Origin of the sequence: Paenibacillus sp. MZ04-78.2 (assembly GCF_024213375.1) — a bacterium.
In the GTDB taxonomy this organism is placed as follows: domain Bacteria; phylum Bacillota; class Bacilli; order Paenibacillales; family NBRC-103111; genus Paenibacillus_G.
The window spans coordinates 127,010-148,298 of the sequence record NZ_JANAVJ010000007.1; the positions used below are offsets into that span (position 1 = coordinate 127,010).

The window sequence follows — 21,289 nt, forward strand, 5'->3', positions numbered from 1 at the left end:
ATCGATAGATACCAAGGTGGGAGGCTTCTTGTATGCAGAAGAACGACGGAATGAATTATGCGCCGCAGGGGAAACCGAATCCGGTCGTGAAGCCGGGCGAGTTTGCTTTTGCCGCGATAGGGCTGGATCACGGCCATATTTACGGGATGTGCAACGGCCTGATGGAAGCGGGAGCCGATTTGGTTGCCGTCTACGACCCCGACTCGGCAAAAGTCGAAGCGTTCGTCAAGCGGTACCCGCAAGCCAAGGCCGCTGCCTCGGAGGAAGAAATCCTGCGCGATCCGAGCATTCAACTCGTAGCGGCAGCGGCCATCCCTTCGGAACGCGGAGCGCTTGGGATTCGTGTCATGAGCGCGGGAAAAGACTACTTTACCGACAAGACGCCGTTCACCGCGTTATCGCAGCTTGAAGCCGCCCGTGCGAAAGTAAAGGAAACGGGCCGGAAATACATGGTCTATTACAGCGAACGGCTGCATGTGGAAAGCGCCGTGTTCGCCGGAGAGCTGATTCAGAAGGGCGCGATCGGCCGCGTCGTGCATGTGATGGGCTGGGGCCCGCACCGTTTGAATGCGCCGAGCCGTCCGCAGTGGTTTTTCGAGCGGGAGAAATACGGCGGCATCCTGTGCGACATTGGCAGCCATCAGATCGAGCAATTCCTGTTCTACACCGGCTCCAAGGACGCCACGGTCGTTAGCAGCCGGGTAGCCAACTATAACAGCAAGCAATACCCGGAGCTGGAAGACTTCGGAGACGCCACGCTGACCGGCGATAACGGCGCAACCTTCTATTTCCGCGTCGACTGGCTGACGCCGGATGGCCTCGGCACCTGGGGCGACGGCCGGACGCTCATCGTCGGCACGGACGGGTACATCGAGCTGCGCAAATATATCGATATTGCCCGGGATAAGCAGGGCGATCACGTGTATTTGGTGAACAAGGACGGCGAGCGGCATTTCTCCGTTCATGGTGAAGTCGGCTATCCGTTCTTCGGGCAATTGATCCTCGATTGCATGCACCGAACGGAGAACGCGATGACGCAGGAGCATGCCTTCAAAGCGGCCGAATTGTGCTTGAAAGCCCAGCAGCAAGCGGTTCGCGTCGAGTAGCTTATAACCGTATAGATCGAAATACCCCTTTGCCATCATCAGGCGCAAAGGGGTATTTTTGGCTTTATCGTAATTTCTACATTTACCGTTGACAAGCGGATGGGCGGGGCGTATAATCGTCGTTGTTAATGAAAAAAATTACGATTTACGTCTCGGAGGTATTATTTCATGAAGCCAACATTCATCAAACGGACCATCCTTCCCGTGATCCTGGTTTTGCTGATTTCCACGCTGTTGTCCGCTTGCGGAGGACGTTCGCAGCCTGCGCTTGTGAACGGCAAGATCAATATCGCAGTCAGCTTTTATCCTTTATATGATTTTGCCTCCAAAATCGGCGGAGATCATGTCAACGTCGTCAATCTGGTACCGGCTGGCGTCGAGCCCCACGATTGGTCGCCGAAAAGCCGCGACATCCAGAATTTAGCCAAATCGGAATTGTTCGTCTATTTGGGCGCCGGCTTCGAGGGCTGGGTAAAGGACACGCTCGACAGCTTGAAGAAAGACAACAAGACCGTTGTGGTCGAAGCAAGCCGCGGCATCAAGCTGCTTCCCGGCACGGAAGAGGAACACGGCGATGCGAACGCCCAAGCTAAAGACGATCACGGTCACGATCACGATCACGGCAATACGGACCCGCACGTATGGCTGAGCCCGCTCAATGCCAAGCAGATGGCCCTCAACATCAAAGACGCGCTGATTCAAGTCGACGGTGTGCACAAAGCCGACTACGAAGCCAATTTCAAGAAGCTTGCCGACCGGCTTGACCAGTTGGACGGCAAGTACAAGAGCGAGCTTTCCAAGACGTCCAAGAAGGACATTGTCGTGACGCACCAATCGTTCGGGTATTTGGCCAAAGCCTACGGACTGAATCAGAAGGCGATTATGAGTCTTGCTCCGGATGCCGAACCGACGTCCAAGGATATGAAAAATATTTTGCAATTCATTAAAGACAATCAAGTCAAATATATATTCTTTGAGGAGCTTGTATCCGACAAGCTGGCCAAGACGCTTGCGAAGGACGCTGGAGTCGAAACGCTTGTCCTCAGCCCGATTGAAGGGTTGACCGAAGAGCAGGCCACAAAGGGTGACGATTATGTGTCCCTAATGGAAAACAATTTGAATAATTTAATAAAAGCATTACAATAAGAAGCGAGACCTTCCGTATAAGGAGCTTAGTCATGCAAACGAATGCTTGCTTTGGATGTCATCAACAGATCGTGACGATCGATGAAATCTTTTTTTCTTATGAAAATAAATCCGTGATCAGCGGCTTGAACTTCTCGATTCTGGAGCGCGATTTCGTTGGATTGGTCGGTTCCAACGGCGCAGGCAAGACGACGCTGCTCAAGATGATCGTCGGGCTGCTGAAGCCGGCCCGCGGCGAAATCCGTCTCTTCGGCCAGCCGGTCGGCCAATTCCGCGACTGGGAGCGCGTCGGGTACGTGCCGCAGAAAAATGCGTTGAATCCGCTGTTCCCGGCTACGGTCCGCGAAGTCGTAACCTCCGGACTGTTCGGCAAGAAAAATATGTTCCGCCGTCTGACCAAGCAGGAGCGCAGCAAAACGGACGATGCGCTCTACGCGATGCGGATCGAAGATTTGGCGGACCGGCGGATCGGCCAATTGTCCGGCGGCCAGCAGCAGCGGGTATTCCTCGCCCGGGCGCTAATTAACAACCCGGAGCTGCTTATTCTGGACGAGCCTACCGTCGGCATCGACGCCGAGACGCAGGCCGGCTTTTTCCGCATGATCAGGCATATGCACCAGCATCATCACATCACGTTTATCATGGTAACGCACGATATGGATATGATCCAGTCGTATCTCGGGGAGGACTCGGTGCAGAAGAGCGGCGGCCTATCGTTCTACGTCAAGCATACGCACGAGCCGGAAAATTGCCGCGAAACCGATCTGACCCACTCGATGCAGCAGCTTAGAGAGACAATTGAAGTATAACCCTGACCGGATAACGACGGCAGGATGCAGCGGGAAGATAGGAGAGAACTGGCTTTGGACATCTTTAGCGAATACTTTTTTCAGCGGGCGCTGATCGGCGGCTTGTTAATCGGCTTGACTGCTCCGCTTATGGGCGTATTTCTCGTGCTGCGCCGCTTGTCGATGATCGGAGACACGCTTGCGCACGTATCGATCGCGGGTGTTGCGCTCGGATTTCTGATCAACGTTTACCCGATCGGCGTCGGGCTGCTATTCGCCTTGCTGGCCTCGTTCGGGATTGAGCGGCTGCGCAAAGCGTACAAGACCTACGCCGAACTGTCGATCGCGATTATTATGTCGGGCGGCGTTGCGCTTGCTACCCTGCTGTTCACAATCGGCAAAGGCTTCAACATAAACGTTATGAGCTATTTCTTCGGCAGCATTTACACGCTGGACAATACCGACCTCTGGGTCGTCGGCGGCGTTGCGGCCATCGTCGTAGCCTTCGTGCTCATCAATTACAAAGAAATGTTCCTGCTGTTCTTCGACGAAGACGCGGCCGGCGTAAGCGGTCTGCCGCTTCGCTTCTATAATATTATGATCACAATGCTGACGGCGCTGGTCATCAGCGTCTCGATCAAAATCGTGGGGGCGCTGCTCGTTTCCTCGCTGCTGACGATTCCGGTCGCCTGCAGCCTGCTCGTCGCCCGCAGCTTCAAGCACTCGATCTTCTGGTCGATTCTGTTCTCCGAGCTTGCGGTCATTGTCGGGCTTGTCTCCGCAGGTGTGTGGGATTTGGCGCCGGGAGCGACGGTCGTGCTGCTGCTGATCGCGATGCTCGTCGGCATTTTGACGGTAAAACGGGGACTTCGCATGTAAGTAGAAAGAATAAAAAAGGGTGGTGAACGGTAGCTGTGGAACTTAACATTTGGATCGCGCTGTGGGCTGGCTTCGCTTCTTTCATATCGCCCTGCAGCCTGCCGCTGTATCCTTCGTATTTGTCCTACATAACCGGTGTTTCCGTCGGGAAGCTCAAGGATGAGCAGAGTAACAAAGAAATCCGGTTCAAGCTGATTACCCATACGCTCTTCTTCATTCTTGGATTCTCCATTATTTTCTACACGCTGGGACTTGGGGCGAACGTCATCGCCAACGCCTTTATCGATTACCGCGATTTGCTCCGGCAAATTTCGGCGATCATGATCTTTGTGATGGGACTGTTTTTGCTCGGCATTTTTCAACCGCAGTGGCTTATGCGCGAGCGCAAGCTGCAGCTCAAGTCGAAGCCTGCCGGTTACCTCGGCTCATTGCTGATCGGTATCGGCTTCGCCGCAGGATGGTCGCCCTGCATCGGCCCGATTTTGTCCGCGATGCTGATGCTGGCGGCAACCGAACCGAATTCCTGGCTGCCGCTCGTTTCCGCTTATTCGCTTGGCTTCGCGATCCCGTTCTTCGTCCTTGCGTTCTTCATCGGATCAACCAAATGGATCTTGAAGTATTCCGCCGCCATGATGAAAGTAGGCGGAGCCGTGATGCTTGCCGTGGCCGTGCTGCTGTACACGGATCAAATGACCCGGATCACGATCTGGCTGCAGGGCATTACGCCTTCCTGGATGGGCTAACGCTCAGGTAAAATAATCGATCTTCGCTTTCGGAAAATGGGCGAAGATGCGTTCGCTGATGAATTCGCGCAGCGCCGTGGCCTGTTCGTCAGGATAGACGTATTTGCCCTGGCCCCATCGTCCCCATTTGTATTTCCGCTTGGCTTCGTCCATCTCCAGCTTCGTCTTCGGATAGCGCTGGTGAATGATGTTTTTGGCCGTTTTCGTAAAGCGGTGTTGAATCAATTCGAATGTCAAATCAGAGGTCGCTTCCGGCGGAAGGGCCTCTTTCAATTTGTGCAGCAGCTCGCCGTACCCTTCTTCCCAGCCTTCGTGCCAGATAATCGGAGCGATGATGAAGCCGAGCGGATATCCGGCCTTGGCGACTTTGCCGGCCGCCTCGATGCGCTCGTAGAAGCTGGAGGTCGCCGGTTCGAAGTGTTTGATGACATAATCCGCATTGACGCTGAACCGGAACCGGGTATGACCGTTATGCTTGGCATCCAGCAGCGGTTCCACGTGGTGAAATTTCGTGACGAACCGAAGTCTGCCGAGCGGTTCCTGCCCCATAAATTCGATATATTCCTTGAGTGAGCCCGAGATATGCTCAAGCCCGACCGGGTCCGACGTACAGGCGGCCTCGAAGCGAGTAATTTCCGGCGCTCGTTCTTCGATATACTGCTTGGCGTGCTTCAAAATATCGTCGGTATTGACATAGACCCGGATATAAGGCTTCGCCCCGAGCGTCGTTTGCAGATAGCAGTAATGGCAGTGCGCCATACAGCCTGTCGCAATCGGGATGGCATACTCAGCAGACGGCTTGGACGTATCGAATTTCAGCGTCTTGCGAATTCCGACGACCAGCGTCCGTTTGGCAATCCGGTATTTCTCCAGATCGCTCTCACCCGGAAGGTTTGTGATCCGGTTGTGGGAGGTTGTCATGCGGATCGGAAGCCCTTCCTTCAGCGCCCATTCGTGGATTCGCTTGCCTTTGGGGTAGTCCAAGGCGGCGGGCTCGAAATAGACGAGCTCCGGGACAAACACTTGCGTCTGGCGGATCGGGGGTGTGAGCAGCTCCGTGGCCATGTGCGAAATCCCTCCTGATGGTACGAATTGTATCGGACTTGCTTACGGAATGTGGCTGTGATATAGTTAAAAACGCTTATAATTGACCTTAGGATGCTTCATCGGCGCTCTGCGCACACATGGGAATTTGCTGCGCTGCACATGAGGTTTTGTCCTTCACAGCAAAGCTTGCTTTGCATAAATCAGACGGTGTATCATAAAAGTACCGAGATTCGTCTTTGGAACACGGGAGGAACGCGGAATGGCTACGCCCAGTATGGAAGATTATTTGGAACGCATTTATAAATTAATCGATGAGAAAGGGTATGCGCGCGTTTCCGATATCGCCGAAGGACTTGAGGTCCATCCGTCTTCGGTGACGAAAATGATTCAAAAGCTCGACAAAGACAACTACTTAATTTATGAAAAATACCGCGGCCTTGTGCTGACATCGAAAGGGCAAAAGGTCGGAAAGCGGCTGGTGGACCGCCATCACCTGCTGGAAGAATTTTTGACGATGATCGGCGTATCGGATGAAAATATTTATAAGGACGTCGAAGGCATCGAGCATCACTTGAGCTGGGACTCCATCACATGCATCGAAACGCTGGTGGAATATTTCAAGCGTGACACTACCCGCGGCGAAGAACTGCTGCGCCTCCGAAAAGAGCTGGAAGAATCGTAAGTCTCCGAAATATGGGGGCTTTTTTCTTTTTCAGGCATAAGGACAATTCGTCCCCTCATACATACTCTTGGAGAGACTTTGCGGGAAGAGGGGATGCGGGGTGAGAATCAATGCGGTGTTTGAAGGCGGCGGCGTGAAGGGAATCGCGCTTGCGGGGGCCGTGTCGGCGGTAGAGCAGCTCGGACATTCGTTTCATCAGGTGGCGGGGACGTCCTCCGGGGCCATCGTCGCTTCGTTGGTAGCGGCGGGATACCGTGCGGACGAGATGAAGGAGGTTATCGAAGCGACGCCTTTTCGCGCGTTCCTGCAGCGTTCCCGAGTCTTCGATACGAAGCTGGTCGGCCCGTTGGCCCGTTTGTTTGTCAAAAAAGGCCTGTATTCCGGAGAAGCGCTGGAGCATTGGATTCATAAGCTGCTGCTAGCCAAGGGCATCCGCACGTTCGGCGATCTGAAGTCGAATCAGCTTCGCATTATCGCCTCCGACATCTCCAGCCGCAAATTGCTCGTCCTGCCGGACGACATCGCCCATTACGGCATCGATCCCCGCCGGCTCATGATCGCGAAAGCCGTTCGGATGAGCACGGCGATTCCTTACTTCTTCGATCCGGTGATCATCCGCAAATCGTTCGAGCACCGTCTGCCCGGAGAAAAGTTCATCGATCAGTTCGTATATATCGTGGACGGAGGACTGCTGAGCAACTTTCCGCTTTGGATCTTCGATTCGACGGAAGCGCCGCCGATCGATCAGATGATCCCGACCATCGGCTTCCAAATGGTGGGCCGCGGCACCGGGCAGCCGAACGCCATTCACGGTCCGGTCAGCATGATGCGGGCCTTGTTCTCGACCATGCTGGAGGCACACGACGACCGCTATATCCAAGAGACGAACCGGTTCCGTACGGTTAAAATTCCGACGCTCGGCGTTAGCATCACCGACTTCGACATATCGACCGAACAGAGCCTGAAGCTATTCGAATCCGGGCAGCGGGCGACGCACTCATTTTTCTCGCATTGGAAGATGACCGAGTACAAGCACAACTATTTGACCCACGTCTGCCGGGTTCCGAACCGCTATTCCAAGAAAGCATGAAAAAACAAAAGCGGCAAGCGCTCTTGAGAAGAGGCTGCCGCTTTAAATTAATGGTATTTGGGCGGTTCGTCCGAGCTGTCCTTATTGCCTTGAATGACGCGGAACGTTGCGTTGCGCCGCTTCCCTTTTTGAAACCGGGAGGAGGACGGCTGTTTCGGTTGTCTCCATCGGCTCGGCGGGAACTTGTACAGGAAGAAAATCACGCCGAATACGAGAATCGGGATAATAAACGTGCCCGGATTGGACAAGACGCTAGCCAGTATCCCGATGGCGATCAAGCCGAAGATCACGTAAGCGACCGTACTGTTGCGGTTTCTCATGCAGGACCCCTCCTTATCTTAGGTCAAATTTGCCGGTCGAGCTCCCGCATCCGGTTGAAGGAGGCAATGGAGACTTCCACTTGGGAATCGTCCGGTTCTTTGGTCGTGAGCAATTGCAGCCACAGACCGGGATAGCCGAGGAAACGAAGCACCGGAATGTCCCGCAGGCTGTTGGTGAACCGCAAAACTTCGTAGGACACGCCGATTACAAGCGGAAGCAGCACGATCCGTTGAATGACCCGCTCCAGAAACGAATCGTATTGAAAGAACGAGTAAATGACGACTCCGACGAGGACCGTAAAGACGATGAAGCTGCTGCCGCACCGGTAATGCAGCGTGCTGAACTTTTGCACGTTTTGTACGGTCAGCTCCAGACCTGCTTCGTAAGCGCTAATGACTTTATGTTCGGCTCCGTGGTATTGAAATAAACGTCTGATCATTGGTGTAAGCGAAATAAAATAAATATACCCGACAAGCAAAATAATCTTGATCAAGCCTTCGATCAGGTTATGCCCAATCTGGTTCTGGAACAAACTTCCGAACAGCACCTGCTCAATCGCCGGCGGCACAAGCGTGAACACGAACTTGCCGAATAAAAAGGATAAAATCCCGACGACCGCCACCCCGAGAATCATGGAAATTTTACCAGTCACCGATTCCTTCTTTTCTTCCTTAACGACACCTTCTTCCTCGGCAAACACCTCCGCCGAAAAATTCAAGTGCTGCGCCCCTTTGGCGCTTGCTTCTACAATACCTACAATTCCCCGGACGAACGGGATCTTCTTCAGCGTCTGGACCCAGCCGATTTCTTTTCTGGGTACCTCAAGATAATGGATGGTATTATCTTTTCGGCGTACCGCCGTAACGTTCACCTTCTGGCCGGCAAACATGACGCCTTCAATCACGGCTTGGCCACCGTAAACGGCATTGGGTTGATTCTTTTCCGACAATACGATACACCTTCTTCTACTATGAATAAATTACGATAAATGATGCCATATCTGTATTTTAGCGAATCCGCCGTCATATTGCCACTTGTTTATCGTTAAGGCTGAGAAGACTCCCTCTTCGATAAGGGGGAGATGAATCAGCATCTCTTGTGCACGCATGCGAACATATGTGCTATAATTGTCATGAAATCACCAAAGGAGATAAGTCTCGCATGTTGCATCATAAAGCTTTTCGCTTTCGCATCTACCCTACAGAGGAGCAAACGACGCTGATCCATCAGATGTTTGGCTGCGCTCGCTTTGTCTTTAACCACTTCCTTGCGAGGTGGAACGACACCTTCCAAGAAACAGGCAGAGGCTTGTCTTACCAGAGCTGTGCAACCGGGCTGCAAGCGTTGAAAAAGGAATGGCCTTGGCTCAAGGACGCGGACAGCATTGCTTTGCAATCCGCCGTTCGCAGCCTGGCGGATGCTTTTGATCGCTTCTTTCGAAAACAAAACGATCCGCCTCGTTTCAAGAGCAAACGCAATCCCGTCCAAAGCTACACCACGAAGTTTACGAACGGCAATATTGCCGTTGCCCGTGATCTGCTTGAAACTTCCGAAGCTGGGATGGGTGCGCTTGGCCAAGTCCCGTGAAATCGAAGGACGGATTTTGTCTGCTACGGTGCGTCGAAACGGCACAGGCAAGTACTTCGCTTCGATCCTGTGTGAAGTAGACATCCAGCCGCTTCCTCACGTGGGTACCGCCATCGGCATAGACCTCGGCATCAAGTCGTTTGCCGTTTGCAGCAGCGGAGAAAGCGTTGCGAGTCCCAAGCCCCTGCGCACCTACGAAAAGCAACTTGCGTTTTGGCAGCGACGTTTGTCTCGTCGCCTAAAAGGTGGATCGAACTATCGAAAAGCGAAACAAAAAGTCGCTCGCATGCATGAGCGAATCGCTAACGCTCGGCAAGACTTTCTACATCAGCTCCGGGCCAAGTGGATCCGTGAAAACCAAACGATCTGTCTGGAAGATTTGCAGGTTCGAAGTCTAATGAAAAATCACAAGTTAGCCAAGTCCATTGCTGAAGCAAGCTGGTCAACCCTTCGCACGATGCTGGAATATAAAGCAACGTGGTATGGTCGCACGATCAGCATGGTCGCCAAAAACTATCCAAGCAGTCAGCTTTGTCATGGTTGCCAATCGCGTAACCCCGAAGTGAAAAATCTAAACTTGCGAGCGTGGACGTGTTCAGGATGCGGCACGCACCATGACCGTGACCACAATGCCAGCATGAACATCTTGCAAGAAGGACTGCGTTTGTTGGCGAAGACCAACTGAACTGCGGGAACCGCAGGGATCGCTTGCTCAAGAAGAGAAGGATGCTTCTCTGTTCGCAAGAATCCCCCACCTCAGCGCCATTAACTCAGGTGGTGGGAGTGTTCAACGGTGGAACTTTTGCACATACTAGTGGATATCCGAATGCAAAAAGGACTGCGTTTGTTGGCGAAGACCAGCTGAACTGCGGGAACCGCAGGGATCGCTTGCTCAAGAAGGGAAGGATGCTTCTCTGTTCGCAAGAATCCCCCACCTCAGCGCCATTAGCGCAGGTGGTGGGAGTGTTCAACAGTGGAACTTTTGCACATACTAGTGGATATCCGAAATCGAGGGAGGATTTGGGCATGAATCGCCAAAGCGATAAGAAGCCACGTACGAATCGATGGAATTTCGCGGTATATATCGGTTTTTTCGCCGGGCTGATCTGGGGCGGGGTGCAAATACTGGCCAACTATTTTCATTTTACTTCGTTATCGCCGGGATTTTTACTTGAGCCCTTGTACAAGCATTCTTACCTGATGACATGGCGGGGATATTTGCTGGGGTGGCTGGCATTTATCGCCCTGTCCGTCGTTGCCGCTATATTGTATGCGATGTTATTCGCCAAAGCGTTCGGCCCGTGGTGTGGAATCGGATATGGCGTCGCCTGGTGGGCGTTCTTGTTCCTGTTGCTAGGACCGGTGACCGGGATGATGCATTGGATTGCCTATCTGGATCTGAACACGGTGGTGACCCAAGCGTGCCTGTTCGTGCTATGGGGATTGTTTATCGGCTATTCGATCAGCTTCGAATTTACGGACGAGCAGGAGCGAGAGCCTTTTGCCGGAGGCCGGGACGAGCCGGAGTTAACATGAACTCGTGCGGCTTGCGGACTGTCGCAGGCTGTACGCTTTCGCATCTACCGTGCATTGATGTGCATTTCGTATCACCTAAACATTGGTAAACCGCTTTATTCGGCCGCCTGAGCCCGCAAAAAAAAGTTCTCAAACCGGGGAAGGTTATGGTAAAATGGCTAAGTGTGTGCGGATTTATCAGGTTGGGAGGTTTCACGGATGAAGCACATTTTGTTGTTGAACGGGCCGAATTTGAACATGCTTGGCATCCGGGAGCCCGGCATCTACGGGAGCTTGTCGCTTCAAACGATAACGGACAGGCTGACCAGGCTGGCGGAGGAGCTCGGGGTCGGATTGGAATGCTACCAGTCGAATCACGAAGGGGATCTGATCGACCGCATTCATGCCGCCTACGGGAAGAAAGCCGGCATCTTGTTCAATCCGGGAGCGTTCACGCATTACAGCTATGCGATCCGCGATGCCATCAGCACTGTGGGCATCCCGACGGTTGAAGTACATATTTCGAACATTCATAAAAGGGAAGCTTTCCGCCACGTATCGGTAATCGCCCCGGTAGCCGTGGGCCAAATCGCGGGTTTCGGCGCGAACAGCTACGAGCTGGGCTTGCGTGCGCTGGTCCAGTATATTGATAGTGCGGAGGGATAGTAAATGCAGCAACAACGAATCGGGCGGCTGCGCAGCCTCTTGGAACAAAAAGGCTTGCCGGCGTTGCTCATCACGAATGCGACGAACCGGAAATATATGACCGGCTTCTCCGGATCGGCAGGCTACGTGCTCATGACGGCCGATCGGGCCGTTTTGCTGACCGATTTTCGTTACGTGACACAGGCATCGGAGCAAGCGGCCGGCTACGAGATCATCGAGCATGGACCCAAGGTCGTGGAATCGATTAACGATCTGCTTCGCAAGTGGGGTATTAACAAGCTTGGCTTCGAGCAAACTGACCTCAGCTATGGTACCTACAGCAGTTACGCCGAAGCGCTCGGCGGGATCGAATTCGTGCCGACCGGCGGGCTGGTCGAATTGCTGCGCATGGTCAAGGACGACGAAGAGATCGCCATCATGCAGCAGGCGGCCGATCTGGCGGACCGCACGTTTGTCCACATTCTCGGGCTGCTGAAGTCCGGGCTCAAAGAGCTGGACATTTCACTCGAAATCGAGATGTTCGTGCGCAAGCATGGCGCCGCTTCGACTTCGTTCGAAACGATCGTCGCTTCCGGCGAACGCTCTGCGCTGCCGCACGGCAAAGCCAGCGACAAAATTATCGGGACCGGCGAATTTGTAACGCTCGATTTCGGAGCCTATTACAAAAACTACTGTTCCGACATTACCCGTACGGTGATCGTTGGTATGCCGACAGATAAACACCGCGACATCTACAAGATCGTTCTCGAAGCGCAAATGGAAGCGCTCGAGCGCATCAAGCCGGGAATGACCGGCACTGAAGCGGATGCCGTCGCACGCGATATTATCAAGCGTTACGGCTACGGCGACTATTTCGGCCACGGCACCGGTCACGGGCTCGGGATGGAGGTTCACGAATCGCCGCGGCTGTCGGTGCAGGGCGATGTCGTACTGACTCCAGGCATGGTCGTTACCGTGGAACCAGGTATTTACTTGCCGGGCTTCGGCGGCGTTCGGATCGAGGACGATATCGTCATCACGGAAACAGGCAATCGGAGGTTAACGCAATCCAGCAAAGACTTGATTGTGATACCATAACTTTATGCAACTTGGTAGCGGCACTGTCGTCTGCTCACATTTTAGGGAGGTTTTTGTAGTGATTTCAGTTAACGATTTTAAAACAGGCTTAACCATCGAAGTAGACGGCGATTTGTTCACCGTTGTCGATTTCCAGCACGTTAAACCGGGTAAAGGCGCTGCCTTCGTCCGTTCCAAGCTGAAAAACCTGCGCAACGGCAACACCGTCGAGCGTACGTTCCGCGCCGGTGAGAACGTGAGCCGCGCTCACATCGAAAACCGTCAAATGCAATATCTGTATGCCAGCGGCAAAGAGCATACGTTTATGGATACGGAATCGTTCGACCAGATCAATCTGGAAGATAAGCAAATCAAGTGGGAACTGAACTTCCTCAAAGAAAACATGAACATCCACATCATGAGCTACCAAGGCGAGATCCTCGGGATCAACCTGCCGAACAGCGTTGAGCTGAAGGTTATCGAAACTGAGCCGGGCATCAAAGGCAACACGGCGCAAGGCGCGACCAAGAGCGCGAAAGTCGAAACCGGCTTGAACGTTCACGTGCCGCTCTTCATCAACGAAGGCGACGTGCTCTTGATCGACACCCGCGAGGGCCAATACATTTCCCGCGCTTAATGAGCGGTGGAAAATCCTTACCTTTCTTTGGAGAGGTAAGGATTTTTTGTTGTATGAAGAGACGCTAGGAATTATACAGCATGCTTGTTGAAGAGGATATGTGAACCCTGTTCTGGCGAGAGGGACTCGTATGTTCAAAAGAACAGGTAAATCTGACGGTTTAACCGCCGGACAAGATTTTGCTTAAAGAAACTCCGTCTTTGAGACCTTGCTCATACATGATCGTTTCGGCGAGCCCTTGCAGGATATTGGATTTTCATCCATATTCGTACAGAAACATTTTGGAATCATCGGGTAATTATGTCAAGAGAACACGAAAATAATTTTGATAAACTAAATTTTAGTCGCTATAATTGAAGAAAAGTTTAGATTTTTGAAAGGAATAAATGAATGATAAGCTACAAGCCGTTACAGAAATTACTGATCGATCGAGATATAAAAAAGCAAGAATTAATGAAGAGGACAGGGATTTCATCTGCGACCATGGCGAAGTTGAACACCAACGAGTATGTATCATTAGAGGTAATCGATAAAATTTGTGCAGCATTGAATTGTCAGCCCGGAGAGTTGCTGGAATATATAGGTGAAGAAGCGAATAAGTAAGAAGGAAATTTTCGGAGCAGAACCTGCGGCTCTACATCGGGGTCAGCATGAATATTTTCTAAGGTTAATCAGAAGATGAATGAAGACATTTTGCGATATCCAATCGGCCAGTTTAACCCAGTGACGACTACGTCAGAGGAGGAACGTAAAGCAACGTATGGGTGTTGCCCGGCGGAAGAGCAGAAATTAACGAGGAGACGGCCAAGACGGCCAAGACGGTCATTCGGGAATTTGCTTAAGAAGTTGGGCAGTGCAAAGGATTTGAAATATTTGGCGGACTGGTGCTTTCCTAAACAATTTCTCGAGTCTGCTCTATGGTCGAAAGGATGATATAAGCCATGTAAGACTGTGCGGGGAATAAAGACTACGCTGCATTCGCGCGGCGGAACCTCGGAAAACGTTACGAATCAAGTAAGGGAGGACAATAATGGATATCCATCAATCCATTTTACGAAGATTGCTGCCTGACGATAAGGAGCTTTTAATTACATCTTCTGATGAAATAATAGATCACGTCGCTTCAAATATGTACAGCCGGGAAAACATTCAACTCAAGGATGAAGAGGTTTTCTTCAAGCTTCCGGCTCTACTTCGGGACATTGTGCTGCTCGTCGATTTCGATACGGAACTAAATATGAACGGCATGCTGGGATTTTTGGAAAACTCGACCGGAAAATATCTTAACGAGACAATCGAAGTGCTGGAGCGCATCGGAGCGGTTCATGATGCGAACGCATTGATAGACATCAAACGGATTCTTGAAGACTACAATTTGAGCACCGGGCGGCTGCATCGCAATCTGCAGGACTTGGAGCTGTATGAAATCAATCATTTCGAGCAAGCCCATGCTAATGTGGATGATGAATTTTTCGCAAAAATCCAGTACGCCGCTGAGAAATTAACTATTGATAGTCAGGAAGATAATATATTCAATCATCTAATTGCCTATATCAAGGCTAATAAAAAGAGCTTCTTCGAAGACGTGCAGGCTATTCGGTGACTTAACGAAAAAGGAAGAAAAGGATGGATTCCATGCCGATTGACAAACAAAGCTTGATCGACCAATTGACCAAACTGGCGTCCTGCGAGCTTTCTCCCGAAGACTGGATGACCTGGTGGAACGATCACGACGAGCAGTTGCAAGTGTTCTTGAGCAGAGGCGACTATTTGCGAATCAAACCCCGCACTCACGGCATGCGCTGGGTATCTATACTGGCCAGTCAAAATGGCGCCGTTCAATATTTGGAAAGCAACAACATTCCATTCGCCAAATCCGATCGGTATCAGGAGAACTACAAGAAAGAGCTGGACGAATTCGTCAAGGCGAAAAAGGAACGAAATAAACGGAAATGGAAGCAGTTGCAGGAGGAGCACCCCCGGCTTATCGAAGCGTATCCCAAATTTGCAAATTCGTTAAAAAACGGTTTTTCCGAAGACGACAGCTTCGAAGCGAACGCAACCATCCAGGATATAAAAGAATGCGAGCGTTTGATGAACATTCAGTTGCCCCAAGACGTGGCTAATTTTTTCCTGACCGTTTCGCGAATTTCATTGGAAGGTATTCAAATTGTACTGGGCGATGTGTATATGCTCGATTTGTCAGGCAAACGATATGGCGTCCTCGGCGAGTTTTGGAAAGAAGCGGACGGAGATTTGATTCTGTTCGATGGCTCCGGGAGTAATACCGCTACGACCTTCTACTATTACGCCCATGAGGAGAATAAAGTGAAACCGCTCGCCAAGAGCCCGGAAGAACTTATGGAAAAAGTGTTTGCCCGTTACCTTCGAAGCCTATAGATACTATCGTCTTTAGTTCAACTCATATAGAAAATATCTGCTTGGAGGTTCGATCATGGAAGAGATAAAGCTGCAATCGACTACCGTAAAGCTACTCCTAGGAGATATTACAAAAATAGCCGCGGATGTCATCGTGAATGCCGCGAATACAAGTTTGCTTGGCGGTGGCGGGGTTGACGGAGCCATTCATAGAGCCGGCGGCAAGCAGATTTTGGAGGAATGCAGGAAGATCAGAGATCAGCAGGGCGGCTGCCAGATCGGAGAAGCCGTTGTGACGACAGCGGGAAATTTACCGGCGTCATTTGTGATTCACACCGTAGGACCAGTGTGGAACGGCGGAAAGAGCGGCGAGGAACAGAAGTTGATGAACTGCTATGTAAATACATTGAATTTGGCCGGCAAAAATCATGCCCGCAGTATCGCTTTTCCTAATATCAGCACCGGCATTTATCGATTTCCGAAGGCTTTGGCGGCTAAAATTGCATTAGAGGCAGTATCCAATTTCATCCGTAGCCATCACGAGTCGAGTCTAGAGCAGATTTTGTTCGTCTGCTTCGATGAGGAAAATTACCGGATTTATCGGGAGCGTTTGCGGGAGTATGTGACATAAAAGAATTTAGAGTTTTCGGAAAAGATGGGAAGGAAGTGCATGGAAGTTTGAAGCGGTAATGAATAATGGTGCTACAGTTGATGGAAATTTGCTGTGCGACGAGTGCTTGCCAGAAGACCATAGATGGTCGTTTTAGCTATAGGTTAAGGTTAGTCGCCGTCAATTAATTGGATGTCCATGCAATTGAGCAAAGATATCGCTTCGGGCAGTGTAAATTTGGCTTTCCGGATTGGATTGAGTCCCGGGTCGATCATGTAGTTCGTTGCAAAGGAGAAGTCCGCGGCCGTCAAGTTCGTCCGGTCAAATAGACTTTCGGAGAAATCCGTAGAGCTCATGTTCGCTTCCGTAAGGTCGGCTTCCCTGAAATCTACGTTCTTTGCCGTGCATCTTGTGATTACGCACTTCGGCAGCGTCAGTCCGATGAAAGTGGAATGACTTAGGGTGCATTCTTCGAACCGCAGCAGACCGGACCCGATTTTTCGGGGCGGAGTCATCTCGGACCAGTTGATACCGATCAACTTGGAATGGGTGAAGGAAACCTGGGAGAAATCGCTGTCGAGTACTTGAATTAAACTTAAATTACAGTTCTCAAAGGTACATCCCGAAAATTTGCAGTCTTTAAAGACCGTCTCGCTGAAATCGCATTTGGTAAATGTGCAATCGTAGAACCGGACCGAGGTTACTTCCTTCTGCGAGTATTGGGCCTCCAAAAAGTGCTCATCGTAATATTCTTCTTCTATAAACAAAACGCATCACGTTCCTTAGAGGTGATTGGATCATAATTCTTCCCCAGTATACCATACTTTAGTCCATCTGGAGCAGACGGCTCTTTTGTATTAATATGGAATTGTTTGGATTGCACGTATGCCAATCGCGCAAGCGGTTTGTTTGAACAGCGATCGGTCAGCTTATAAAAAGATAGAGATTGCGCTGTACAGCAGTAATAACCCCATGGCGATATGAAAGGGCTGTTCGTAGTTGGACAAAAACTTTTGAAACAACGAACCGAACACCGCCCACATGAACGTTGACAAGAATCCGACAAACGCAAGCAGCATGGAAAAGAGCAGCAAGCTAAGGCCGGACTTGTAGAACGGAATGACGAAGGTGGAGATGGCCGTGATCCCGTACAAAATCCCCTTGGGGTTAATAAATTGCAAAATAAATCCCGTAAAGAACGAGTTTAATGTGTCGGTAACTTGTTCTTTATTTTGCGTTTTATGAACTTTCATAATTTTGAAGGCGAGATAGGCCATATACAGACTCCCCAACAGGTTCATCACGATTTGAATCCGCGGGATATAGTTGTATAAAACCAGATTGAAAAAGCTGGACAACAGCATAATAGCAAAAAATCCGACGGTGACGCCAAAAATAAACCGAAATGTTTTTCTTAGCCCGTATTTATTCGCGTTGGACATCGCCATGATGTTATTGGGGCCGGGCGTGAAGCTCGTCGCTATGATGTACGACAGGAAAGGAAGGATAAGCATAATTCGCACCTCTATGTATGTTATAGTGAATTAATCGTATGTTATGACATATATTCGTGCGTTATGATTATACAACAATAAGGTTATATTGCACAACCGTCATTTCAAGGGAGTTTGCATGCGTTTTTTTGTGGGCGTTTGAACAGGATGGACGGAACTTTGGAGCTGGGCACGGGCCGACGATCAGGGGACAGTGGATATGGCGGAGTATGGAATCCGGGCCGAAGCAGCGGCTGCTGCGGCCCGCGAAGCGTGGTGGACTGCACTGAGCTTTTCGCAAAGAAACCTTGCCTGATGGGGCAAGGTTTTTCTTATCATTCGTATTCGCGACCCAACTGATAAGCGCGTTCCAACAAACTCGCAATATGCTCCTTCGATTCCGATAGGGTGTCGCATAGTAGCTCAACCCTGGATTCCTGCACGCGGGCGTAGCCGGAAACCGCTACATTGAGATAGTGCGTCAGCATCTCCTCGCGGTTGTATTTTGACACATGCTCTTGATCCCCGCCGGTCAGGCAGATCCACAGCACTTTTTTATTACTCACTTTCCCGAACAGCCCCATGTTCCATACTTTGTCCAAGTACCCTTTAAGCATCGCAGGCACGCTGTACTGCCATAACGGGAACACGAAAACAAGCGTGTCCGCCGCTAGAATCCGGTCCATTTCCTTGCGAACCTCGGGAGGGTAGATTTTGTCCGGATTGATCCAATCTTTCTCATCTTCAGCCGTATATATAGGATTGAATCCGTCGTGGTACAAGTCCAACAGATCGACTTCATGGTTGTTTTGCTTCAAGCCTTCCATAAAACGGTTCATTACAGCGTGCGTAAGCGAATTTTGGCGGGGATGAGTAACGGTGACAAGAGCTCTCATAGGTTAACGACCTTCCTTTATGTATTTCCCGGCGGCTTCAACGGATAACGGTTCGATGCGGTAGTCAATGGCCGGTTACAGATGTTATTATGGAGGATATAAAATATAGTGTGAAGTACGCACTTCAAAGTGCAGTAGGCACCTTCAGGTACTGTAGTATCCTTTTTATACTGATCTATTACCTTGGGCAGGCGGGAGAGTGTAACCTTGAAGAAATATCGCATTGGAGTAGAGGTCACGCTGGAAGTCATCGGGGGAAAATGGAAAAGCATCATCCTATACCATTTGACAACCGGCAAAAAGCGCACCAATGAGCTGAGAAGATTAATTCCCGATATCACCCAAAAGATGCTGACACAGCAGCTTCGTGAGCTCGAAAAGGATGGCATCATCCACCGAATTGTTTACCATGAAATCCCTCCCAAAGTGGAGTATGAGCTTAGCGAATACGGTTGGAGCCTGAAAACGGTTCTGAAAAGCTTTTGTTTATGGGGAGAAAAGCATTTGGATAAAGTTTATGGAGACAGATCGGCCGTCTTGGATGATTGTCCGGACTATACCTATGAGCACATTTAACGAGAGCTCCGCACGGCGATGGAGAGCCCGGATTGCTTATACCGTAGCCGTTTTCGCTGCTATGGCGTTGGGCTTAGGGTCCAGAGCGTTCGCCGACCATTTGCCTGTCTTCGTAGTTGATCATTTTGGCGATGCATTGTGGGCCTCCATGATTTACTTTGGTTTTCGCGTATGCTTTGTACATAAGAAGATTTCTTTCGCGTTGTGGTGCAGCCTCGCGTTTTGCTTTGCGATCGAGTTCAGCCAGCTGTACCAGGCTGGTTGGATCAATCGGATCCGGGAAACCACCCTTGGGGTGCTGGTATTGGGAAAAGGCTTTTTGACGGCGGACCTCGTGCGGTATAGCGCGGGAATTGCCGTCTCTTCCCTGCTCGACATGGCTTGGCATTGGCGCAAGCGCTCGTGATTTTGACGGATGTCCGCCCGGGATGTCGGATGAAAGCTTCGCGCACGACACGGCGATGATCGAGAGCGACTTGCGAACGCTAAAGCGAATCATGGAAAAGTAGTTTTTTTGAACGGGGAATAACCGCGAATCGATGCATGATGGGTCAATGAGCGGTTTTTCTTTTTGCATAAGGGCATGGTACAACGGATAGTAAAGGGGTCACGATGTTATGTATGAACTGTCGCGGGATCAATTTTATAAGATTGCGCCCCTTCTTGAAAATGGTCATCCTCATCCGGAGGTTCAGTCCATTGTAGAAAACAATAATCCGGGGTGGATATTTACCGATCGAATCGACTCGCCAAGAACTGCCTTAGTTTGGAACAAGGGGATGAAAGGATTTTACCTTATCGGAGACGAATCCAATGATGCTTTTACCGACAAGCTTGATGGCTTTATTGGAAACAGTATTGCGCCGAGGATGAGGGAACTTGGCATGAACTATTTTGAAGTTTCGGGCCATCATGATCGATGGAGCCTGAATTCGTTATTTGCTGCGAGGGAACTGCATCTATGGGATCAAATTGTGTACATGTTATCCTATTCTGATGCGCCTGCTATAGATTTTTCTAGTGATGGTAGTTTCCGGACCGTTAATTTACGATCACAAGAATGGAGAAATCAAGATTTCCTCAACCGGGAATTTGTGTATGCTCACATGGACCAGTTCTGGGAAACGCAAGAGGATTTTTATAATAAAGGTTACGGTTGCGCCGCAATTGAAGGTACTACAATGATCGGTGTTTGCTACTCCAGCTTGGTCGATTTTTTCTTAAAATTTAAACAGGAAACGGGGAACTTCGATGCGCGATAACCGCAAATATAAAGGCATTATTTTCGATATGGACAATACGCTGCTGCAATCCCGCATTGATTTTGCGGTGATGAAGGAAGACATCTGCCGGCATTTGGTCGGGCACGGTATTTTGACGGAGCGGTTCCCGCTCCATGAGCATACGACATCCACCATGCTCGAACACGCCAAGCAAGCCGGTATGGACCAAGCCTTATACCTCTCCTGCCTGAACATTGCGGAAAAGCATGAAGTGCGCGGGATGGAAGGCGCGGGGCTGGAGAAAGGCGTGCCGGAGCTGATCGAATCGTTGCAGGGCAAGTTCGTATTGGTCGTGGTCACGAACAACTCGCTTTCCGCCGCCCTGAAGGCGCTCGAAGTAACGGGAATCAAGTCTTATTTCGACTCCATTATCGGCAGAGAGCAGATGGAAGCGCTGAAGCCGTCCCCTTCCGGTTTTACGTATGCCTTGAATCAATTCCGCGCCATTGCGGCGGACGAATGGATATCGGTAGGCGATTCATGGATTGACGGCAAAGCATCGGCCGGAGCCGGCATTCCGTTTATCAGCTACAGGACGAGCATGGAAGCGATGATGGATAAAGGGGTTCGGCCGATCGCGAGAATCGGCCATATTTCGGAGGTTCAGGATTGGATATACGGATGAACATGATGCTGACCGTGACGGAAGTGACCGAAAAGACGCAGGAGCAGGCAAGACGGATCGTTTGCGCGGGGTTGGAGGAAAGATTCGGGGAACGTTCTATTTTGTTATGAATGGTGGTTGGCATGGGGGAGACCGCGATTCCCCCTCCACCTACCGCTGAAAAA

The 21,289-nt window shown here is 50.7% G+C and carries 26 protein-coding genes and 1 pseudogene; 21 read left to right on the forward strand and 6 right to left on the reverse strand.

Annotated features, from left to right (window positions below; genetic code table 11):
* Positions 1–32: 32 nt before the first annotated feature.
* From NLX71_RS08140 to NLX71_RS08160, 5 genes are all read left to right on the forward strand, one after another.
* The gene (locus NLX71_RS08140) at positions 33–1,106 is read left to right on the forward strand and encodes a Gfo/Idh/MocA family protein (protein WP_254363078.1); all 1,074 of its coding nucleotides are present in this window, start codon (positions 33–35) and stop codon (positions 1,104–1,106) included.
* A gap of 168 nt (positions 1,107–1,274) precedes the next feature.
* Entirely contained in the window at positions 1,275–2,252 is a 978-nt protein-coding gene (locus NLX71_RS08145; RefSeq protein WP_254363080.1) for a metal ABC transporter substrate-binding protein, read from the forward strand.
* Positions 2,253–2,284: 32 nt separating this feature from the next.
* Positions 2,285–3,061 (forward strand): metal ABC transporter ATP-binding protein, encoded by a 777-nt coding sequence (locus tag NLX71_RS08150; RefSeq protein ID WP_254363082.1) that lies wholly within the window; start codon positions 2,285–2,287, stop codon positions 3,059–3,061.
* Between the two features lie 54 nt (positions 3,062–3,115).
* Complete coding sequence (locus NLX71_RS08155) at positions 3,116–3,919, forward strand: metal ABC transporter permease (protein WP_254363083.1); 804 nt, start codon at positions 3,116–3,118, stop codon at positions 3,917–3,919.
* A gap of 35 nt (positions 3,920–3,954) precedes the next feature.
* On the forward strand, positions 3,955–4,662 hold the full coding sequence (locus NLX71_RS08160) for a cytochrome c biogenesis CcdA family protein (RefSeq protein ID WP_254363084.1): 708 nt from the start codon (positions 3,955–3,957) through the stop codon (positions 4,660–4,662).
* A 3-nt stretch (positions 4,663–4,665) separates the two neighbouring features.
* Here the strand turns inward: NLX71_RS08160 and splB are convergent, their stop codons facing one another.
* On the reverse strand, positions 4,666–5,727 hold the full coding sequence (gene splB / locus NLX71_RS08165; RefSeq protein WP_254363085.1) for a spore photoproduct lyase: 1,062 nt from the start codon (positions 5,725–5,727) through the stop codon (positions 4,666–4,668).
* Positions 5,728–5,968: 241 nt separating this feature from the next.
* Here splB and mntR point away from each other — a divergent pair, with 241 nt between their 5' ends.
* On the forward strand, positions 5,969–6,391 hold the full coding sequence (gene mntR, locus NLX71_RS08170) for a transcriptional regulator MntR (RefSeq protein ID WP_254363086.1): 423 nt from the start codon (positions 5,969–5,971) through the stop codon (positions 6,389–6,391).
* Positions 6,392–6,491: 100 nt separating this feature from the next.
* Positions 6,492–7,481, forward strand: coding sequence for a patatin-like phospholipase family protein (locus tag NLX71_RS08175; protein WP_254363087.1), 990 nt, complete (start codon positions 6,492–6,494; stop codon positions 7,479–7,481).
* A 47-nt stretch (positions 7,482–7,528) separates the two neighbouring features.
* On the opposite strand, the gene NLX71_RS08180 is transcribed toward NLX71_RS08175, so the two are convergent.
* Positions 7,529–7,801 (reverse strand): hypothetical protein, encoded by a 273-nt coding sequence (locus NLX71_RS08180; protein WP_254363088.1) that lies wholly within the window; start codon positions 7,799–7,801, stop codon positions 7,529–7,531.
* A 23-nt stretch (positions 7,802–7,824) separates the two neighbouring features.
* Positions 7,825–8,751 carry a DUF1385 domain-containing protein gene (locus NLX71_RS08185; protein WP_254363089.1) on the reverse strand — a complete coding sequence of 309 codons (927 nt, stop codon included), beginning with the start codon at positions 8,749–8,751 and terminating at the stop codon, positions 7,825–7,827.
* 212 nt (positions 8,752–8,963) lie between these two features.
* On the opposite strand from NLX71_RS08185, the pseudogene tnpB reads away from it, so the two are divergent.
* The 9 genes and pseudogenes from tnpB to NLX71_RS08230 all read left to right on the forward strand — a co-directional run bounded on the left by tnpB (position 8,964) and on the right by NLX71_RS08230 (position 16,273).
* Positions 8,964–10,074 (forward strand): annotated as a pseudogene (gene tnpB, locus NLX71_RS08190) (IS200/IS605 family element RNA-guided endonuclease TnpB).
* A 341-nt stretch (positions 10,075–10,415) separates the two neighbouring features.
* A complete protein-coding gene (locus NLX71_RS08195; RefSeq protein ID WP_254363091.1) occupies positions 10,416–10,925 on the forward strand; it encodes a YqhR family membrane protein in 510 nt (169 codons plus the stop codon).
* A 198-nt stretch (positions 10,926–11,123) separates the two neighbouring features.
* Positions 11,124–11,570, forward strand: coding sequence for a type II 3-dehydroquinate dehydratase (gene aroQ / locus NLX71_RS08200; protein ID WP_254363093.1), 447 nt, complete (start codon positions 11,124–11,126; stop codon positions 11,568–11,570).
* Between the two features lie 3 nt (positions 11,571–11,573).
* On the forward strand, positions 11,574–12,647 hold the full coding sequence (locus tag NLX71_RS08205; RefSeq protein ID WP_254363094.1) for a M24 family metallopeptidase: 1,074 nt from the start codon (positions 11,574–11,576) through the stop codon (positions 12,645–12,647).
* Positions 12,648–12,705: 58 nt separating this feature from the next.
* On the forward strand, positions 12,706–13,263 hold the full coding sequence (gene efp, locus NLX71_RS08210; protein ID WP_254363096.1) for an elongation factor P: 558 nt from the start codon (positions 12,706–12,708) through the stop codon (positions 13,261–13,263).
* A gap of 390 nt (positions 13,264–13,653) precedes the next feature.
* Positions 13,654–13,866, forward strand: coding sequence for a helix-turn-helix domain-containing protein (locus NLX71_RS08215; RefSeq protein WP_254363098.1), 213 nt, complete (start codon positions 13,654–13,656; stop codon positions 13,864–13,866).
* Positions 13,867–14,293: 427 nt separating this feature from the next.
* The gene (locus NLX71_RS08220) at positions 14,294–14,866 is read left to right on the forward strand and encodes a DMP19 family protein (RefSeq protein WP_254363100.1); all 573 of its coding nucleotides are present in this window, start codon (positions 14,294–14,296) and stop codon (positions 14,864–14,866) included.
* Positions 14,867–14,898: 32 nt separating this feature from the next.
* A complete protein-coding gene (locus tag NLX71_RS08225; protein ID WP_254363102.1) occupies positions 14,899–15,663 on the forward strand; it encodes an SMI1/KNR4 family protein in 765 nt (254 codons plus the stop codon).
* Between the two features lie 55 nt (positions 15,664–15,718).
* Entirely contained in the window at positions 15,719–16,273 is a 555-nt protein-coding gene (locus NLX71_RS08230) for an O-acetyl-ADP-ribose deacetylase (protein WP_254363104.1), read from the forward strand.
* 149 nt (positions 16,274–16,422) lie between these two features.
* Here NLX71_RS08230 and NLX71_RS08235 read toward each other — a convergent pair whose 3' ends face one another.
* The 3 genes from NLX71_RS08235 to NLX71_RS08245 form a co-directional block, all read right to left on the reverse strand.
* Entirely contained in the window at positions 16,423–17,019 is a 597-nt protein-coding gene (locus NLX71_RS08235) for a pentapeptide repeat-containing protein (protein WP_254363106.1), read from the reverse strand.
* A 162-nt stretch (positions 17,020–17,181) separates the two neighbouring features.
* Positions 17,182–17,766, reverse strand: coding sequence for a LysE family transporter (locus tag NLX71_RS08240; protein WP_254363108.1), 585 nt, complete (start codon positions 17,764–17,766; stop codon positions 17,182–17,184).
* A gap of 314 nt (positions 17,767–18,080) precedes the next feature.
* On the reverse strand, positions 18,081–18,641 hold the full coding sequence (locus NLX71_RS08245) for an NAD(P)H oxidoreductase (RefSeq protein WP_254363110.1): 561 nt from the start codon (positions 18,639–18,641) through the stop codon (positions 18,081–18,083).
* Between the two features lie 207 nt (positions 18,642–18,848).
* Here NLX71_RS08245 and NLX71_RS08250 point away from each other — a divergent pair, with 207 nt between their 5' ends.
* From NLX71_RS08250 to NLX71_RS26540, 5 genes are all read left to right on the forward strand, one after another.
* Positions 18,849–19,217 carry a winged helix-turn-helix transcriptional regulator gene (locus NLX71_RS08250; protein WP_254363112.1) on the forward strand — a complete coding sequence of 123 codons (369 nt, stop codon included), beginning with the start codon at positions 18,849–18,851 and terminating at the stop codon, positions 19,215–19,217.
* Entirely contained in the window at positions 19,204–19,623 is a 420-nt protein-coding gene (locus tag NLX71_RS08255; RefSeq protein WP_254363113.1) for a ribosomal maturation YjgA family protein, read from the forward strand. Before NLX71_RS08250 ends, NLX71_RS08255 begins: the two co-directional genes overlap by 14 nt.
* Before the next feature lie 211 nt (positions 19,624–19,834).
* Positions 19,835–20,479: a GNAT family N-acetyltransferase gene (locus tag NLX71_RS08260; RefSeq protein WP_254363114.1), complete on the forward strand. Its 645-nt coding sequence runs from the start codon at positions 19,835–19,837 to the stop codon at positions 20,477–20,479.
* Entirely contained in the window at positions 20,469–21,125 is a 657-nt protein-coding gene (locus NLX71_RS08265) for an HAD family hydrolase (protein ID WP_254363115.1), read from the forward strand. Before NLX71_RS08260 ends, NLX71_RS08265 begins: the two co-directional genes overlap by 11 nt.
* The gene (locus NLX71_RS26540; protein ID WP_302058129.1) at positions 21,110–21,235 is read left to right on the forward strand and encodes a hypothetical protein; all 126 of its coding nucleotides are present in this window, start codon (positions 21,110–21,112) and stop codon (positions 21,233–21,235) included. The genes NLX71_RS08265 and NLX71_RS26540 overlap by 16 nt, the downstream gene beginning before the upstream one ends.
* Positions 21,236–21,289 lie beyond the last annotated feature (54 nt).

Excerpts from the sequence above, each read along its gene's own strand:
- NLX71_RS08220 (WP_254363100.1), top strand. The coding sequence starts at position 14,294 with ATGGATATCCATCAATCCATTTTACGAAGATTGCTGCCTGACGATAAG.
- NLX71_RS08140 (WP_254363078.1), top strand. The coding sequence starts at position 33 with ATGCAGAAGAACGACGGAATGAATTATGCGCCGCAGGGGAAACCGAAT.
- NLX71_RS08240 (WP_254363108.1), bottom strand. The coding sequence starts at position 17,766 with ATGCTTATCCTTCCTTTCCTGTCGTACATCATAGCGACGAGCTTCACG.
- NLX71_RS08245 (WP_254363110.1), bottom strand. The coding sequence starts at position 18,641 with ATGAGAGCTCTTGTCACCGTTACTCATCCCCGCCAAAATTCGCTTACG.
- NLX71_RS08145 (WP_254363080.1), top strand. The coding sequence starts at position 1,275 with ATGAAGCCAACATTCATCAAACGGACCATCCTTCCCGTGATCCTGGTT.
- NLX71_RS08230 (WP_254363104.1), top strand. The coding sequence starts at position 15,719 with ATGGAAGAGATAAAGCTGCAATCGACTACCGTAAAGCTACTCCTAGGA.
- NLX71_RS08180 (WP_254363088.1), bottom strand. The coding sequence starts at position 7,801 with ATGAGAAACCGCAACAGTACGGTCGCTTACGTGATCTTCGGCTTGATC.
- mntR (WP_254363086.1), top strand. The coding sequence starts at position 5,969 with ATGGCTACGCCCAGTATGGAAGATTATTTGGAACGCATTTATAAATTA.
- NLX71_RS08205 (WP_254363094.1), top strand. The coding sequence starts at position 11,574 with ATGCAGCAACAACGAATCGGGCGGCTGCGCAGCCTCTTGGAACAAAAA.
- NLX71_RS08265 (WP_254363115.1), top strand. The coding sequence starts at position 20,469 with ATGCGCGATAACCGCAAATATAAAGGCATTATTTTCGATATGGACAAT.
- NLX71_RS08255 (WP_254363113.1), top strand. The coding sequence starts at position 19,204 with ATGAGCACATTTAACGAGAGCTCCGCACGGCGATGGAGAGCCCGGATT.
- NLX71_RS08260 (WP_254363114.1), top strand. The coding sequence starts at position 19,835 with ATGTATGAACTGTCGCGGGATCAATTTTATAAGATTGCGCCCCTTCTT.
- NLX71_RS08215 (WP_254363098.1), top strand. The coding sequence starts at position 13,654 with ATGATAAGCTACAAGCCGTTACAGAAATTACTGATCGATCGAGATATA.
- aroQ (WP_254363093.1), top strand. The coding sequence starts at position 11,124 with ATGAAGCACATTTTGTTGTTGAACGGGCCGAATTTGAACATGCTTGGC.
- splB (WP_254363085.1), bottom strand. The coding sequence starts at position 5,727 with ATGGCCACGGAGCTGCTCACACCCCCGATCCGCCAGACGCAAGTGTTT.
- NLX71_RS08150 (WP_254363082.1), top strand. The coding sequence starts at position 2,285 with ATGCAAACGAATGCTTGCTTTGGATGTCATCAACAGATCGTGACGATC.
- NLX71_RS08225 (WP_254363102.1), top strand. The coding sequence starts at position 14,899 with ATGCCGATTGACAAACAAAGCTTGATCGACCAATTGACCAAACTGGCG.
- NLX71_RS08195 (WP_254363091.1), top strand. The coding sequence starts at position 10,416 with ATGAATCGCCAAAGCGATAAGAAGCCACGTACGAATCGATGGAATTTC.